Raw genomic sequence first — 14,371 nt, forward strand, 5'->3', positions numbered from 1 at the left:
GCGCCGCGGCACAAACCCACAAGTGGCGCGGATCAGATCCGCATGGGCATGACGACGTACTTGAACTGGTCGTCTTCGGGCAAGGTGATGAGCGCCGACGCGTTGGCATCGGGCATGACCGACCACTGGATGTTGTCCACCTTGACGTTGGCCAGCACGTCGAGCAGGTAGCCGACGTTAAAGCCCACATCCAGCGCTTCATGGCCGTAGTCGATGTCGATTTCTTCCTGCGCCTCTTCCTGCTCGGCGTTGGAAGACGAAATCTTCATCTGGTTCTGCGCCAGTTGCAGGCGCACGCCCTTGAACTTGTCGGTGGTCAAGATGGCGGCGCGCTGCAGGCTGCCCTGGAGCGCTTCGCGGCCGACCAGGAAATGGCGCGTGTAGTTCGTCGGGATCACGCGCGTGAAGTCGGGGAACTTGCCTTCCACCAGCTTGGACACCAGTTCCACGTCGCCGAAGCGGAAGCGGATCTGGCCCGGCGCCACGTCGATGGAAACCGGCTCGTCGGAGTCTTCCAGCAGGCGCTGCATTTCCAGCACGGTCTTGCGCGGCACGATCACTTCATGGCGTTCGCTGATGCCGTCGGCTTCCGTCGAGCAGTGCGCCAGGCGGTGGCCGTCGGTGGCGACGGCGCGCACGCGGCCCGGTTCGAACACCAGCAGCATGCCGTTCAGGTAGTAGCGGATGTCCTGTTGCGCCATGGCGAAGTGCACCATGTTGAACAGGTGGCGCAGCGTGCGCTGCGGCATGGTCAGCGACACGTCCCACTGCTCGGGCTGGGCCACGGTGGGGAATTCGCTGGCGGCCAGCGTCTGCAACGCGAAACGGCTCTTGGCCGACTGCACCGACAGCTTGTTGCTGGCCAGCGCCAGGCGCACGTCGCCGGTGTCCGGCAGGGCCTTCAGGATGTCCAGCAGCTTACGCGCGGCGACCGTGGTGGATTCGTTGTCTTGACCCACGCCGAAATCGGCATGGGTGGTGATCTGTACTTCCAGGTCGGTCGCAATGAAGGCAACCTTGTTGCCTTCCTTGCGCATCAGGATGTTCGCCAGGATGGGCAGGGTATGGCGTCTTTCGACGATGCCCGCCACAGTCGATAGCGGTTTCAGCAATGCATCGCGTGTGGTTTGTACGAGTTGCATGTTCATCCTTTTAGAGTTTGTTCCAACACGTGCAGGGTATGGTTGAGCTCCGCTTGCTTGGCGCGGGCGTCGGAAATCTTGCGTACGGCATGCAGCACGGTGGTGTGATCACGGCCACCGAACAGATCGCCGATTTCCGGCAGGCTTTTCTGGGTCAGCTCCTTCGCCAGGTACATCGCGACCTGGCGCGGCAAAGCGATATTGGCGGGCCGGCGTTTCGAGTACATGTCGGCCACTTTGATCTTGTAGAAATCCGCCACCGTCTTCTGGATGTTCTCCACGGTGATCTGGCCGTTGGACACCGACAGCAAGTCCTTCAGGGCTTCCTTGCAGACATCCACCGTCAGCACGTCGCGGCCGTGGAAGCGGGCGTAGGCCAGAACCTTGCGCAGCGCGCCTTCCAGTTCGCGCACGTTGCTGCGCAGATGCTTGGCAATGAAGAACGCCACTTCCTCGGGCATGGGCACGCCTTCGGATTCCGCCTTGCGCAGCAGGATCGCCACGCGCATTTCCAGTTCCGGCGGCTCGATGGCCACCGTCAGGCCGGAGTCGAAGCGCGAAATCAGGCGGCTGTCGATGCCCGACAGTTCCTTCGGATACGTGTCGCTGGTAATGATGATCTGCTTGCGCTGCGCCACCATCGCTTCGAACGCGTAGAAGAATTCTTCCTGCGTGCGGTTCTTGCCGGAGAAGAACTGGATATCGTCGATCAGCAGCAGGTCGAGCGAATGGTAGTAGCGCTTGAAATCATCGAACGCCTTGCGCTGGTACGCCTTCACCACGTCGGACACGTACTGGTCGGCATGCACATAGCGCACGCGCACACCGGTGCCCGCCGCCACCATGGCATTGCCGATGGCGTGGATCAGGTGGGTCTTGCCCAAACCCACGCCGCCGTACAGGAACAGCGGGTTGTAGGACGTGCCAGGGTTCTCGGCCACCTGCAGCGCGGCGGCGCGCGCCAGCTGGTTCGCCTTACCCGTCACGAAGTTCTCGAACGTCAAGTCGGTGTTCAGGCGCGAGCGCTCGTACACGATGTTGGCTGCGTCCGCGTTCACCGCTTGCGCAGCCGCCGTCGTCGCGGGCGCAGGAGCGGGCTGGGCGGGCGCCATCGCGGGTCCGGGCGGCGGCGCGCCGCCTGAGGGGGAACCACCGGACGGGTACGTTTGCGCGGGTTGCGGAGCGCGCACGGGCGCGACCGGCATGCGCGGCGCAGTGCCTTGGGAGGGCAACTCAAACAGTACCTGCACCGGACGCTCGAACCACTCCGCGGCCAACGCTTCGATCTGGTGGGAAAAGTTCTTGCGCACCCAATCCAGCTTGAAGCGGTTGGGCGCGGCAACGCGCAGCACCGCCTGCGTTTCGTCGTACGCAAGCGGGACCAGCGGTCGTATCCACGCGCTGATTTGTTGGGGGGGGAGTTCCTGCTCAAGACGACTGACGCAGGTCTGCCAGAATTCTTTCATGTCGCTCTTATTCAAACCTCGATTCTACCTTGCCTGGGCTGGGGTTATCCACAGGGTAGGGCATAAGCGTCCACGCGGCCCAAGCTTAACTGTTTGACAAGACAGGGAAAACTTGCTGAAATGGTGGGCTTTTCCGAATTCTGTCTGTCAGAAGGTTCCACAGAGAGCTTAGCCGCGCTTTGTTGGCAGGGGGTGTCAATGACGCCGCCGCCCACGCAACTGCCTGGTTTTAGCTTCTATACGTCGCCCGGGGTTTCCCCGGTCAGAGCCCCGTCTACGAGTTGTTTTTTGCACCTGTTGCAAAAATGCTCATTGGATACCCGCTTCCTGAATGCGCGACCAGGAACCCTTCCGGGCAGGTCCCTTCTGACTTTTGTTCTTTTTGTGGATCGTCCATGAAACGTACCTACCAACCTTCCGTTACCCGCCGCAAGCGCACCCATGGCTTTCGCGTGCGCATGAAAACCCGCGCTGGCCGCGCTATCCTGAACGCTCGCCGCGCCAAGGGCCGCAAGCGTCTGGCCGTCTAAGTCCTGGTTTTCCGGTTTTACCGGAATCCTGACGCCTGACCTGCAGTCCATGCCGCGCTCCACGCTTCCGCCGGAGGCGCGGCTGCATCGCCCCTCCGAGTTCGCCGCCGCCCTCAAAGGCCGGCGTCTTGCCCGAGGGGCGTTCTTCATTGTGAGCGCCGCTCCCAATGATCTGCCTCCTGGCCAGGATGCCTGTGCGCGCCTGGGCCTGGTGATCGCCAAGCGGTTCGCCGCCCACGCCAGCACGCGCAACGCCATCAAGCGGGTCATCCGCGAGGCGTTCCGCCATCGGCGCCTGGGGTTGCCGGCAAAAGATTACGTCGTGCGCCTGCATAGCAAGGTTGCGCCCGCCACGCTCACTGCGCTAAAACGCGCGGCCAGAGCCGAAGTGGACGCTCACTTTGAGCGGATCGCGCGATGATCAAGGCTTTACTCATTGCCCCGATCCGGTTCTACAGGTTTTTCCTGAGTCCCTGGATCGGCCGGCAGTGCCGCTTTACTCCCACCTGCTCGGCGTATGCGATCGAAGCGATCGAGCGCCACGGCGCCTGGCGCGGCTTCTGGCTGGCGGTCCGGCGCATTGGTCGCTGCCACCCTTGGTCGCCCGGCGGATTGGATCCGGTTCCGCCGGCCAAGGGAACCAATGGCCGCTCGTGCTGTTCCCACAGCCACCGCACCGAGCACGATTGACGCTAAACTGGCGGGCTTTGCTGGCCCGTATTCACCTCAGTAGGCACCATGGATATCCGACGAACCGTCCTCTGGATGATTTTTTCCTTCTCGCTGTTGCTCCTATGGAACAACTGGCAGATCCATAACGGCAAGCCGTCGCTGTTCGGCCCCACGCCGGCCGCCACCACGAGCGAGCCGCAGGCTGCCGCGAACAACGCTACGCCCTCGGTGCCCAGCGCGCCTGTCCCGGCGACCGCCGCGGCATCCGCCGTGCCCGGCGCTGCGGTGCCTGCCGCCGCGCGTTCGGAAGAGGTCGTCATCACGACCGACGTGCTGCGCCTGACGTTCGACACCATGGGCGCCCAGCTGGTGCGCGCCGAACTGCTGAAGTACCCGGCTACCGGCCAGCCCGACAAGCCCACGGTGCTGCTGGACCGCGCCGCCGGCCTGAACTACGTGGTGCAGACCGGCGTGGTCGGTGCCCCGAACGGCCAGAGCTTCCCCACGCACCAGACGCCTTTCCGCATCGTGTCCCCGGAGCGCCAGCTGACCGGCGACAACCTGGTGGTCGCCTTCGAAGGCGAATCCGGCGGCGTGAAGGTCACCAAGACGTTCACCCTGCACCGCGGCCGCTATGACGTCGACGTGCGCCATGACCTGGCCAACGTCGGCGCCGCCCCCGTGTCGCCCGCCCTGTACCTGCAGCTCGAACGCGACGGCAACGACCCGGCCGACACGTCCAGCTTCTATCACACCTTCACCGGTTTCGCGGTCTACTCGGAACAGGACAAGTTCCAGAAGATCACCTTCAGCGACATCGAAAAGAAGAAGGCCAGCTACATCAAGCAATCGGACAACGGCTGGATCGCCGTGGTCCAACACTATTTCGCCACCGCCTGGGTGCCCCCGCAGGGCAAGCAGCGCACCAACGAACTGCTGGAAGTGCAGAAGAACCTGTACGCCGCACGCAGCATCGAAGCCGTGGGCGAGATCGCCCCTGGCGCCGCCACGCGCGTCGACTCGCACCTGTGGGTCGGTCCGCAAGACCAGAAGGCCATGGCGGCCCTGGCCCCCGGTCTTGAACTGGTGGTCGACTACGGCTGGCTGACCATCATCGCCAAGCCGCTGTTCAAGCTGATGACCTGGCTGCACTCCCTCCTGGGCAACTGGGGCTGGACGATCGTGGCGCTGACCGTGCTGATCAAGGCCGTGTTCTACCCCCTGGCCGCCGCCAGCTACCGCTCCATGGCCCGCATGAAGCAGGTGGCTCCGCGCCTGCAGGCCCTGAAGGAAAAGTACGGCGACGACAAGCAGAAGCTCAATGCGGCCATGATGGAGATGTACCGCACCGAGAAGATCAATCCGCTGGGCGGCTGCTTGCCGATGGTGGTGCAGATCCCGGTGTTCATCTCGCTGTACTGGGTGCTGCTGGCCAGCGTGGAAATGCGCGGCGCGCCGTGGATCCTGTGGGTGCACGATCTGTCGATCCGCGACCCGTACTTCATTCTGCCCGCCATCATGATGGCCACCATGTTCCTGCAGATCAAACTGAACCCGACGCCTCCGGATCCCATCCAGGCCAAGGTCATGATGATCATGCCACTGGTGTTCGGCGGGATGATGTTCTTCTTCCCGGCCGGCTTGGTGCTCTACTGGTGCGTCAACAACACCCTGTCGATCGCGCAGCAGTGGTCCATCACCCGCGCCATGCAGCGCAAGACGGAAGCCGCAGCCAACCGCTGATATCCGCGCTTGCTCAAGAAACCGGTCCCATGCGGACCGGTTTTTTTTTCGCCCCGGCAAGATGCTCCGCGCCAATCCGCGACTTTCTTGATAGTTATTCTTTATCAAGTTTTATAGATCAATCAACTTCACACAGTAAGGCAAGACCCCTATGATGTGTCGGAGATAGCCCCTGGCCGGCAATGCCGGGGTTGTCCCAGACACGGCGCGGGGCCCACAGCGGCTCCCCGCATTCCAGCATTTCATAGGGAGTGTGCTATGACCGACAAGAAGACGCATCTGACCACCGCCGCAGGCGCGCCCGTGGCCGACAACAACAACACGCTGACCGCCGGCCCGCGCGGGCCGGCGCTGTTGGAAGACTTCTGGCTGATAGAAAAGCTCGCCCATTTCGACCGCGAGCGCATCCCTGAACGCGTGGTGCACGCCAAGGGCTCCGGCGCCTACGGCACCTTCACCGTCACCCACGACATCTCGCGCTACACCCGCGCCAATATCTTTTCCCAGGTCGGCAAGCAGACCCCGCTGTTCCTGCGCTTCTCGACCGTGGCCGGCGAACGTGGCGCGGCGGACGCCGAGCGCGACGTGCGCGGCTTCGCCATCAAGTTCTACACCGAGGAAGGCAACTGGGACCTGGTGGGCAACAACACGCCGGTCTTCTTCATCCGCGATCCGCTGAAATTCCCCGACTTCATCCACACCCAGAAGCGCGATCCCAAGACCAATCTGCGCAATGCCACCGCCGCCTGGGACTTCTGGTCGCTCAACCCCGAATCGCTGCACCAGGTCACGACCCTGATGAGCGACCGCGGCATTCCCGCCAACCTGCGCCAGCAGCACGGCTTCGGTTCGCACACGTTCAGCTTCATCAACAAGGACGGCGAGCGCTTCTACGTGAAGTTCCACTTCAAGTCGCAGCAGGGCATCGCCTGTCTGAGCGACGAGGAAGCCGCGCAAGTGGTCGCCCATGACCGCGAAAGCTCGCAGCGCGACCTGTTCCAGAACATCGAGCAGGGTAATTTCCCGAAGTGGACGCTGAAGGTGCAGATCATGCCCGAGGCCGAAGCCGCGACGTATCACATCAACCCCTTCGATCTGACCAAGGTCTGGCCGCACGGCGACTATCCGCTGATCGAAGTGGGCGTGCTGGAACTGAACAAGAACCCCGAGAACTACTTCGCCGAGGTGGAGCAAGCCGCCTTCACGCCAGCCAACGTGGTCCCGGGCATCGGTTTTTCGGCCGACAAAATGCTGCAGGGCCGCCTGTTCTCGTATGGCGATACGCACCGCTACCGCCTGGGCATCAACCACCATCAGATCCCGGTGAACGCGCCGCGTTGCCCGTTCCACAGCTTTCACCGCGACGGCGCGGGCCGCGTCGACGGCAACGCCGGGGCGACGCTGAACTACGAGCCCAACAGCGCGGGCGAGTGGAAAGAAACCCCGTCGGCGGGCGAACCGCCGCTGGCGCTGGACGGCCAGGCCGCGGCGCGCTGGAACCATCGCGTGGACGATGACTACTACTCGCAGCCGGGCGCGCTGTTCCGCCTGATGACGCCGGCGCAGCAAGAGCTGCTGTTCGGCAACATCGGCCGCCACATGGCCGGCGTGCCGGAAGAAATCCAGCGCCGCCAGCTGGAACATTTCCGCAAGGCGGATCCCGCCTACGCCGCCGGCGTTGCCAAGGCGCTGGGATTGAAGCTGTAAAGCGCGACGCGCCCATGCGCAAGGCGGCCCCTCGGGGCCGCCTTTTTTTGGTCGCAACGCCGCGCTGCGCGGTGGACAGTCAGCGTTGCATGCCCCACCGCCTGACCGTGAAGCGCTCCACGGTGTCGAACACCAGGTTTTCCACAAGCAGGCCGATGATCACCACCGCCGCCAGCCCCGCGAACACGCGGTCTGTGTATAACTCGTTGCGGTTCTGGAAGATGTACCAACCCAGCCCGCCCTTGCCGCTGGAAGCCCCGAACACCAATTCCGCCGCGATCAGTGTGCGCCACGCAAACGCCCAGCCTATCCTCAACCCTGCCAGGATGGCCGGCAAGGCGGCGGGCACCAGGATCTGCAACACATAGCGCAAGCCGCTCAGCCCGTAATTGCGGCCCGCCATGCGCAGGGTCTCCGACACCCCCAGAAAGCCCGCATACGTGTTCAGCGCCAGCGCCCACAACACCGAATGGATCAGCACGAACACCAGGCTGCCTTCGCCCAGCCCGAACCACAGCAACGCCAGCGGCAATAGCGCGATGGCGGGCAGGGGGTTGAACATGGCGGTCAAGGTGGACAGCAGATCGCGCCCGAAGCGCGTCGACACCGCCAACGTGGTCAGTACGAAAGCCAGCGCCACGCCGGCCGCATAGCCCTGCGCCAGCACGCGCAACGACTGTCCCGCGCGCGCCAGCAGCTCGCCGCCGGCAATACCCTGCACGAAGGCCACCGCCGTTTGTGTAGCACTGGGCAGCAGCAGATCGTTGTCGGTATAGCGCGCCGCCAGCTCCCAGATGCCGGCCAGCAGCGCCAGGATCGCCAGCTTGCGCAGGCTGGCGTGCTGCCACAGGCGTTCATGCCAGGGCAGGGGTGTTTCAGCCGCTTGCGGCGGAAGGGGCGGCAGCTCGTACTCCACTTCGGAGCGTACGGGCACGGCGCCCGCGTAGGCAGTGCTCATGCGTGTGTCCTTCAAGCCGCAGCCCGTTCGGCCGGCTGTTCATCCGGCGCCACATCGAACAGCAGGTCGTGGATGCGGCTCGCTGCCGACTGGAAGGCAGCGGAGCCTTGGCTATGCAGGCCAAAGGCATGAGCGTTCAGCTCGGCGCGCACGCGCCCCGGATGCGGCGACAGCAACAGCACGCGGCTGCCCAGCACCAATGCCTCTTCGATCGAGTGCGTGACGAACAACAGCGTGAAGCGCACGTCTTCCCACAATGCCAACAACTCTTCCTGCATGCGCCGCCGGGTCAATGCGTCCAGCGCCGCGAAGGGTTCGTCCATCAACAGGACGCGCGGCTGCATCGCCAGGGCGCGGGCAATGGCCACGCGCTGCTTCATGCCACCGGACAAGGTGTGCGGATAGGCGTCGGCGAACGCGGACAGTCCGACCTTGTCCAGGTAGTGCATGGCGCGCTCATCGGCCTCGCGCCTGCCGAGCTTGCGCGACGCCACCAGCGGAAACGCCACGTTCTGGCGCAGCGTCTTCCACGGCGGCAATTGGTCGAATTCTTGGAACACCACGATGCGGTCGGGCCCGGGGCCACGCACGGTCTTGCCATCGACAGCGATGCGGCCTTCGGTCGGCTCGATGAAGCCCGCGATCGCCTTGAGCAGCGTCGACTTTCCGCATCCGGAGGCGCCCAGCAGGATAAAGCGCTCCGCATCATGCACGTCGAAACTGACCTGATGCGTGGCGCGCACGCGCCGTTCGCGCGTCTTATATTCGATCGACACCTTATCCACAGCCAGCAGAAGCGTGGCCTTTTCGGTGTTATCCACAGGGGCTGCGGCGCTTAGCCCCATATCAGCTGCCTTGCGCGATGATGGCATCGTCAAAGAAATAGTCGCGCCAGCTTGCCGGCGCGTTCTTGATCGCGCCGACCTTGTGCATGAATTCGGCTAGCGCGTAGGTATTCTGCGGTTCCAGCTTGAATTGCACGTCGGGGTTCTTGATCACCTTGATCAGGAAGTCGCGGTCCAGCTTGGCGCCGGTGACGCGCAGATAGGTGTCCGCAGCCTGTTCCGGATTGGCGGCGGCAAACTGGGCCGCTTCCTGCAGTGCGGCCTGGAACGCCTTGTAGGTCTTGGGGTTTTCCTTGCGGAATTTCTCGGTGGCGAACAACACCGTCGACGAACTGGGTCCGCCCAGCACGTCATAGGATTTGAGCACGATGCGCGCATTGGGATTCCCGGCGAGTTCCTGCTCCTGAAAGGGCGGGTTGCCGAAATGCCCGGTGATTTCCGTGCCGCCCGCGATGATGGCAGCGGCCGCGTCTGGATGCGGCAGCGCGACGGAAATCTTGTCCAGCTTATTGAACTGCGCATCGCCCCACAGCTTGGCCGACGCCAGTTGCAACACACGCGATTGCACCGACACGCCCACCGCCGGCACCGCGATGCGATCCTTGTCGGTAAAGTCGGCAATCGTCTTCACGTTGGGGTTGTTGCTGACCAGGTAATAGGGAAAGTTGCCCAGTGAAGCCACGCCCTTCACGTTTTGCTTGCCGCGCGTGCGATCCCAGATCGTCAGCAGCGGTCCCACGCCCGCCCCCGCGATATCCACCGCTCCCGACAGCAGCGCATCGTTCACCGCTGACCCGCCAGACAGCTTGGCCCACTCGACCGAGATATCCACACCATCGGCCTTGCCGTGCTTTTCGATCAATTGCTGGTCGCGCGCCACGTTCAACAACAGATAGACGATGCCGTATTGCTCCGCGATGCGGATGCGGCCTTCCGCCATGGCCGGCGTGGGCGAAGCCAGCGCCAGCACGGCAAGTACCAGTGCGAGGCCCGCGGTGGTGGCGGCCTGGACCAAGCGATCACGTAAAGCGGAGGAAAAACCCATGGCGGTCCCTGTGGATAAGTGGTTTGCGCGAAATTGCGGCAGGCTGAACATCAGAAAGGGAGGTCGCCTTCGATGGTGGTGCGGTACAGCTTGCGGCGCAGATGGTCCGGCGTGCCGCCGGCCAAGTGGATCAGGGAACGGTTGTCCCAGAACACCAGGTCATGCGGCTGCCATTGGTGGCGGTAGATGTGCTCGGGCCGGATGCTGTGGGCAAACAGCTGGTCCAGGATCTGGCGGCTCTCGTCTTCGGGCAGGCCTTCGATACGGATGGTGAAGCCCTCGCTCACGAACAGCGCGCGGCGTCCGGTTTCGGGATGGGTGCGCACCACCGGATGAATCACTTCCTGCACCTGCGCCACCTGCTGCGCGCTGAGATTGGGACGCCACGCACCTTCCTTCTGCAATTGGCCATACTTGGCCAGATAGGAATGCACGGCGCGCTTGCCTTCGATGGCGTCGCGCAAGGCGGCGGGCAGGGTGTCGTACGCCACATGCATGTCGGCGAACAGCGTGTCGCCCCCATGCGCAGGCAGTTCCTGCGCGTGCAGCAGCGAGCCCAGGCTCGGCAGCTCTTTATACGAGATGTCCGAATGCCAGTACTTGCCGGCATCGCCCAGCCCTATCGGCTTGCCGTCTTCAACGATGTTGGAGACGATCAGGATCTCGGGATGTCCGGGCAGATGGAACTGATGCAGCACATGAATCATCAGGCGGCCGAAGCGGCGGCTGAAATCGATGTGCTGTTGCGGCGTGATGCGCTGGTCGCGGAACACCAGCAGGTGATGGTCCAGATGCGCGCGATGCACCTGGGCGAAGTCGGCCGGGGCCAGCTCGCGCGACAGGTCGATGCCGATGATTTCGGCGCCTGTCACGGCCGCCAGGGGGCGGATCGAAAAGGCTTGCGTCGCGGGTTCGGCATACGCCTCGGACAGGCGCAACGCGTTGCTCTGGGACATGGATCGCTCCTTGCGCGAATGCCGCCGGCCAGGCCGGCTCAGGAACGATCCATTATGAAAACGCGCAACCCCTACGCAAACGAATTATTCGGCCTTTGTTCAAGCCTGCGCGTCATATGGCGCGCCCTCGCGTTGCGGCTATAAGCTTATTCGCGCGAGAGGAACTTGCCGCGCACGGAGCCGATGTGCTGCTCCATCTTGCGTACAGCAGCCTTCTTGTCGCCACGCTCGACCATGTTGTACAGATCTTCCAGTTCCGCCACATTGGGCTTTTCGGCCTTGCCCGCGGGCGGTCGGAACCATAGGCGCATGGAACGGTCCAGCAGGCTGCCCGCAAACTCCGCCAGGATGTCATTGCGGGCGGCTTGGTACAGCGTCTGGTGGAACCTGCGGTCGATTTCCATGCTGCCCAGGCGGTCCTGGCGCTCATGGCATTCCCAGCCTGCCGCTACCAACGCCTGCAGCCGCTCCAGCAACGCGGGCGTCACATTGTCCACGGCCAGGCCGGTCAGATGCGGTTCGACCAGCAGGCGCGCGGCGATCAGCTCGAGGAAGCTGTCTATGGTTTCCGCTTTGACCAGAATGCCCTTGCGCGGCAGGATGTCCACCAGGCCCTCACGGTCCAGCCGGTGTATGGCCAGATGGATGGGGCTGCGGCCGAGCGACAGCTGTTCGCTCAGTTGCGCAACATTGATCTGGTCCCCCGCGCGCAGTTCCTGCGTCAGGATCATGCGCTTGATCGCGATATACGCCTGTTCGCCGAGCGAAGCCGCCGGCGTGGTGTCTTCCTGCAGTCGCTTGGGGGTAAGGGTTTTGGGCATGCGGTGATGGTTGCTGACCACGCGCCGCTACCGGCGCAGACCGCTGCGATTATAGCGACCGGTGCGGGCGGGCCAGCGTTTCCTCAGTCGATGCGCACGTTGCCATCCTTGATGGCCTGCCCATATTTGGCGGATTCCGCTTTCATGAAAGCCGCAAACGTGTCCGGGGTGGAGGCCGCCGCCACCATGCCCTGCTGTGCCAGAATCTGGCGCACGTCGGCGTCCTGCAGCGCTGCCGAGTACATCTGGTTCAAGCGCTGCACCCGTTCCGCGGGCACGCCGCTACGCGTCAGCAGCCCCATCCAGGTTTGCGATTCGAAGCCCGGCAAGCCAGCCTCGGCAAAGGTCGGCACATCGGGCAGCGCTGGCGTGCGTGCGCTTCCAGCCACCGCCAGGGCGCGCAGCTTGCCCGCCTGGATATGCGGCGCGACCACGCCCACGTCCCCCAGGGTCGCATCCACTTCGCCGCTCAGCACCGCCATGGTGGCCGGCGCCGCGCCCTTGTATGGCACGTGCATCATGCCCAGGCCGGCCTGCTTTTTCAGCATCTCGAAGCCCAGGTGACCCGATGAGCCATTGCCGAACGAAGAGAAGGTCGCCTTGTCGCCCTGTTCCTTGGCCCACGCCAGAAACGCCTTCAGATCGCCGGCCGGGACCTTGGGTCCGACCACCAGCACATGCGGGTTGGACGCCAGCTGCGTGACGGGCTGGAAGTCCTTCACGCTGTCATAGGGCAGTTGGGTGAGCAGATAAGGGTTGATGACGAAGCTCGCCGCGATCAACAGGACGGTGTTGCCGTCTGCGGGCTTGCCCAGCAATGTCTGCGCGCCTATCACGGTGCTGCCGCCAGGACGGTTTTCAACAATGATGTTGGCGTCGTTGTTCTTGGCAATGGCCTTGGCCAACGCCCGCGCCAGCGCGTCCGAGGAACCGCCCGCGGTGTACGGCACGATCAGCGTCATGGGCTGCGACGGGAAAGTGTCGGCGGCGGCGTTCACGCCGGCCAGCGCCAGCGCGGCCAACAGTACGGTTTTCTTCATGATATCTACCCCTTGATTTTTCATCGATACCGCACGTTTGGCGGCTTATTCCGCGTAGCGCAAGCCCGCACGCACGACATTGCGCAATGAGCCTATGCCTTCCACCCAACATTCCACGACGTCGCCGTCAGCCAGGAACACGGGGGGTTGGCGAGCCGCGCCTATCCCCTCGGGCGTGCCGGTCAGGATGACGTCGCCCGGCAGCAGAGTGAGTCCTTGCGACAGCTCGGCGATCACACGCGCCACGCTGAAGATCTGGTTGCGGGTGTGCCCGTGCTGCATGCGCGCGCCATTGACGTCGCAGCCCAGGGCGAGATTCTGCGGGTCGCCGATTTCATCCGCGGTAATCAGGACCGGCCCCATCGGGCAAGTCGCGTCCAGACTCTTGCCCTTGAACCATTGCGCGCCGTGCGCGCGTTGCAGATCGCGCGCGCTGAGGTCATTGGCTACCGTGTAGCCGAACACATGGCCAAGGGCATCCGCTTCGGCGATATCGCGTCCCTCCAGGCCGATCACCACGGCCAGCTCAACCTCCCAGTCCAGCTTGGCGGTATAGGCCTCGTGCAGCGGCACGCTGTCGCGCGGCCCCACGACCGTGGTGGGCAGCTTGCTGAAGAAGGTAGGGCGCTCAGGCAACTCGACCTCCTGCCCTTCGCGCTTGCCTTTGCTTTCGTCGTAGTGCTTGAGATAGTTCCAGCCCACGCAGAACACATTGCGCTGCGGGATGATGGGCGCAAGCAGACGCACCGACTCCAGCGGAACGGCCGCGCCGCCGGCCTGCACGACATTGCTTAGCAGCGCCTGTACGTCGGCCACGCCCTGGAAGGGCGTAATGGCCTGGCCGTCCAACCGGCCCAGTACCGGGCCGGATTCGCCGGCATAGCGGACTATTTTCATGGCCTCAGTCCGCAAGACGCGCCTGGCCCTGGATTTCCACCAGGATCTCGGGCTTGGCCAGGGCGGATACCTGCACCAGTGCGCAGGCGGGGAAATCACCGCTGAAGAATTCGCGGCGCGCCTTCCACACCTGCTGGTTGTCCGCCATGTTGGTCAGGAAGATCGTCATCGTCACCATGTCGTCGATCTGGCCACCTGCGGCTTCCAGCAGATGCTTCATTTTTGCAAAGATGACCTGGGCCTGTTCATAGGCATCCGCGCCCTGGATCGTCGTGCCGTCGTTGGCGCGGGCGGTCAGCCCCGACAGATAAACCGAATCTTGCACGCGCAGGCAGTTGGACCATAGGCCGGGTTCGGCTTCGGCGACGTGGGGGCTGGTGATGCGTACTTTGTGGACCATGGGATTTCCTGTTCAAGGTAGGATGGGAACTGTCAGTTAAAATAACAGTGATATTTCACAGTTATATCAATGCTAGGCTGGCGCGCCCAAATGAGTCAAGGCCGGGCCGGACTCGCGGACATACGCATTTACCCTGGGAACGGGAGAAT

Annotated in this window: 15 protein-coding genes; 5 read left to right on the forward strand and 10 right to left on the reverse strand. The window is 63.6% G+C overall.

Going from position 1 to position 14,371, the window contains the following annotated elements:
• Positions 1-32: 32 nt before the first annotated feature.
• A complete protein-coding gene (dnaN, locus tag IPU70_RS10675) occupies positions 33-1,142 on the reverse strand; it encodes a DNA polymerase III subunit beta (RefSeq protein ID WP_165360198.1) in 1,110 nt (369 codons plus the stop codon).
• A 2-nt stretch (positions 1,143-1,144) separates the two neighbouring features.
• The gene (dnaA, locus tag IPU70_RS10680; RefSeq protein ID WP_207467190.1) at positions 1,145-2,608 is read right to left on the reverse strand and encodes a chromosomal replication initiator protein DnaA; all 1,464 of its coding nucleotides are present in this window, start codon (positions 2,606-2,608) and stop codon (positions 1,145-1,147) included.
• A gap of 395 nt (positions 2,609-3,003) precedes the next feature.
• Here dnaA and rpmH point away from each other — a divergent pair, with 395 nt between their 5' ends.
• From rpmH to IPU70_RS10705, 5 genes are all read left to right on the forward strand, one after another.
• Entirely contained in the window at positions 3,004-3,138 is a 135-nt protein-coding gene (gene rpmH / locus IPU70_RS10685) for a 50S ribosomal protein L34 (RefSeq protein ID WP_003816025.1), read from the forward strand.
• Between the two features lie 49 nt (positions 3,139-3,187).
• Positions 3,188-3,559, forward strand: coding sequence for a ribonuclease P protein component (locus tag IPU70_RS10690; RefSeq protein WP_013397083.1), 372 nt, complete (start codon positions 3,188-3,190; stop codon positions 3,557-3,559).
• Positions 3,556-3,828 (forward strand): membrane protein insertion efficiency factor YidD, encoded by a 273-nt coding sequence (gene yidD, locus IPU70_RS10695; protein WP_207467192.1) that lies wholly within the window; start codon positions 3,556-3,558, stop codon positions 3,826-3,828. The genes IPU70_RS10690 and yidD overlap by 4 nt, the downstream gene beginning before the upstream one ends.
• 48 nt (positions 3,829-3,876) lie before the next feature.
• A complete protein-coding gene (gene yidC, locus IPU70_RS10700; RefSeq protein WP_207467195.1) occupies positions 3,877-5,553 on the forward strand; it encodes a membrane protein insertase YidC in 1,677 nt (558 codons plus the stop codon).
• A 258-nt stretch (positions 5,554-5,811) separates the two neighbouring features.
• Complete coding sequence (locus IPU70_RS10705) at positions 5,812-7,260, forward strand: catalase (protein WP_207467197.1); 1,449 nt, start codon at positions 5,812-5,814, stop codon at positions 7,258-7,260.
• Between the two features lie 79 nt (positions 7,261-7,339).
• Here the strand turns inward: IPU70_RS10705 and IPU70_RS10710 are convergent, their stop codons facing one another.
• The 8 genes from IPU70_RS10710 to IPU70_RS10745 form a co-directional block, all read right to left on the reverse strand.
• A complete protein-coding gene (locus IPU70_RS10710) occupies positions 7,340-8,218 on the reverse strand; it encodes an ABC transporter permease (protein WP_207467199.1) in 879 nt (292 codons plus the stop codon).
• An 11-nt stretch (positions 8,219-8,229) separates the two neighbouring features.
• Positions 8,230-9,063: an ABC transporter ATP-binding protein gene (locus IPU70_RS10715; RefSeq protein ID WP_207467201.1), complete on the reverse strand. Its 834-nt coding sequence runs from the start codon at positions 9,061-9,063 to the stop codon at positions 8,230-8,232.
• Position 9,064: 1 nt separating this feature from the next.
• Positions 9,065-10,108, reverse strand: coding sequence for an ABC transporter substrate-binding protein (locus tag IPU70_RS10720; protein ID WP_207467203.1), 1,044 nt, complete (start codon positions 10,106-10,108; stop codon positions 9,065-9,067).
• Between the two features lie 50 nt (positions 10,109-10,158).
• Positions 10,159-11,064, reverse strand: a complete 906-nt coding sequence (locus IPU70_RS10725) for a TauD/TfdA family dioxygenase (protein ID WP_207467205.1) — start codon at positions 11,062-11,064, stop codon at positions 10,159-10,161.
• Positions 11,065-11,210: 146 nt separating this feature from the next.
• Positions 11,211-11,885: a GntR family transcriptional regulator gene (locus IPU70_RS10730; protein WP_207467207.1), complete on the reverse strand. Its 675-nt coding sequence runs from the start codon at positions 11,883-11,885 to the stop codon at positions 11,211-11,213.
• 83 nt (positions 11,886-11,968) lie between these two features.
• Positions 11,969-12,925 (reverse strand): tripartite tricarboxylate transporter substrate binding protein, encoded by a 957-nt coding sequence (locus IPU70_RS10735; protein ID WP_207467209.1) that lies wholly within the window; start codon positions 12,923-12,925, stop codon positions 11,969-11,971.
• Between the two features lie 45 nt (positions 12,926-12,970).
• Entirely contained in the window at positions 12,971-13,822 is an 852-nt protein-coding gene (locus tag IPU70_RS10740) for a fumarylacetoacetate hydrolase family protein (RefSeq protein WP_207467211.1), read from the reverse strand.
• A gap of 4 nt (positions 13,823-13,826) precedes the next feature.
• Complete coding sequence (locus IPU70_RS10745; protein ID WP_207467213.1) at positions 13,827-14,222, reverse strand: RidA family protein; 396 nt, start codon at positions 14,220-14,222, stop codon at positions 13,827-13,829.
• Between the last annotated feature and the right edge of the window lie 149 nt (positions 14,223-14,371).

Source organism: Achromobacter sp. SD115 (assembly GCF_017355315.1).
Taxonomy (GTDB): Bacteria; Pseudomonadota; Gammaproteobacteria; order Burkholderiales; family Burkholderiaceae_B; genus Achromobacter; species Achromobacter xylosoxidans_B.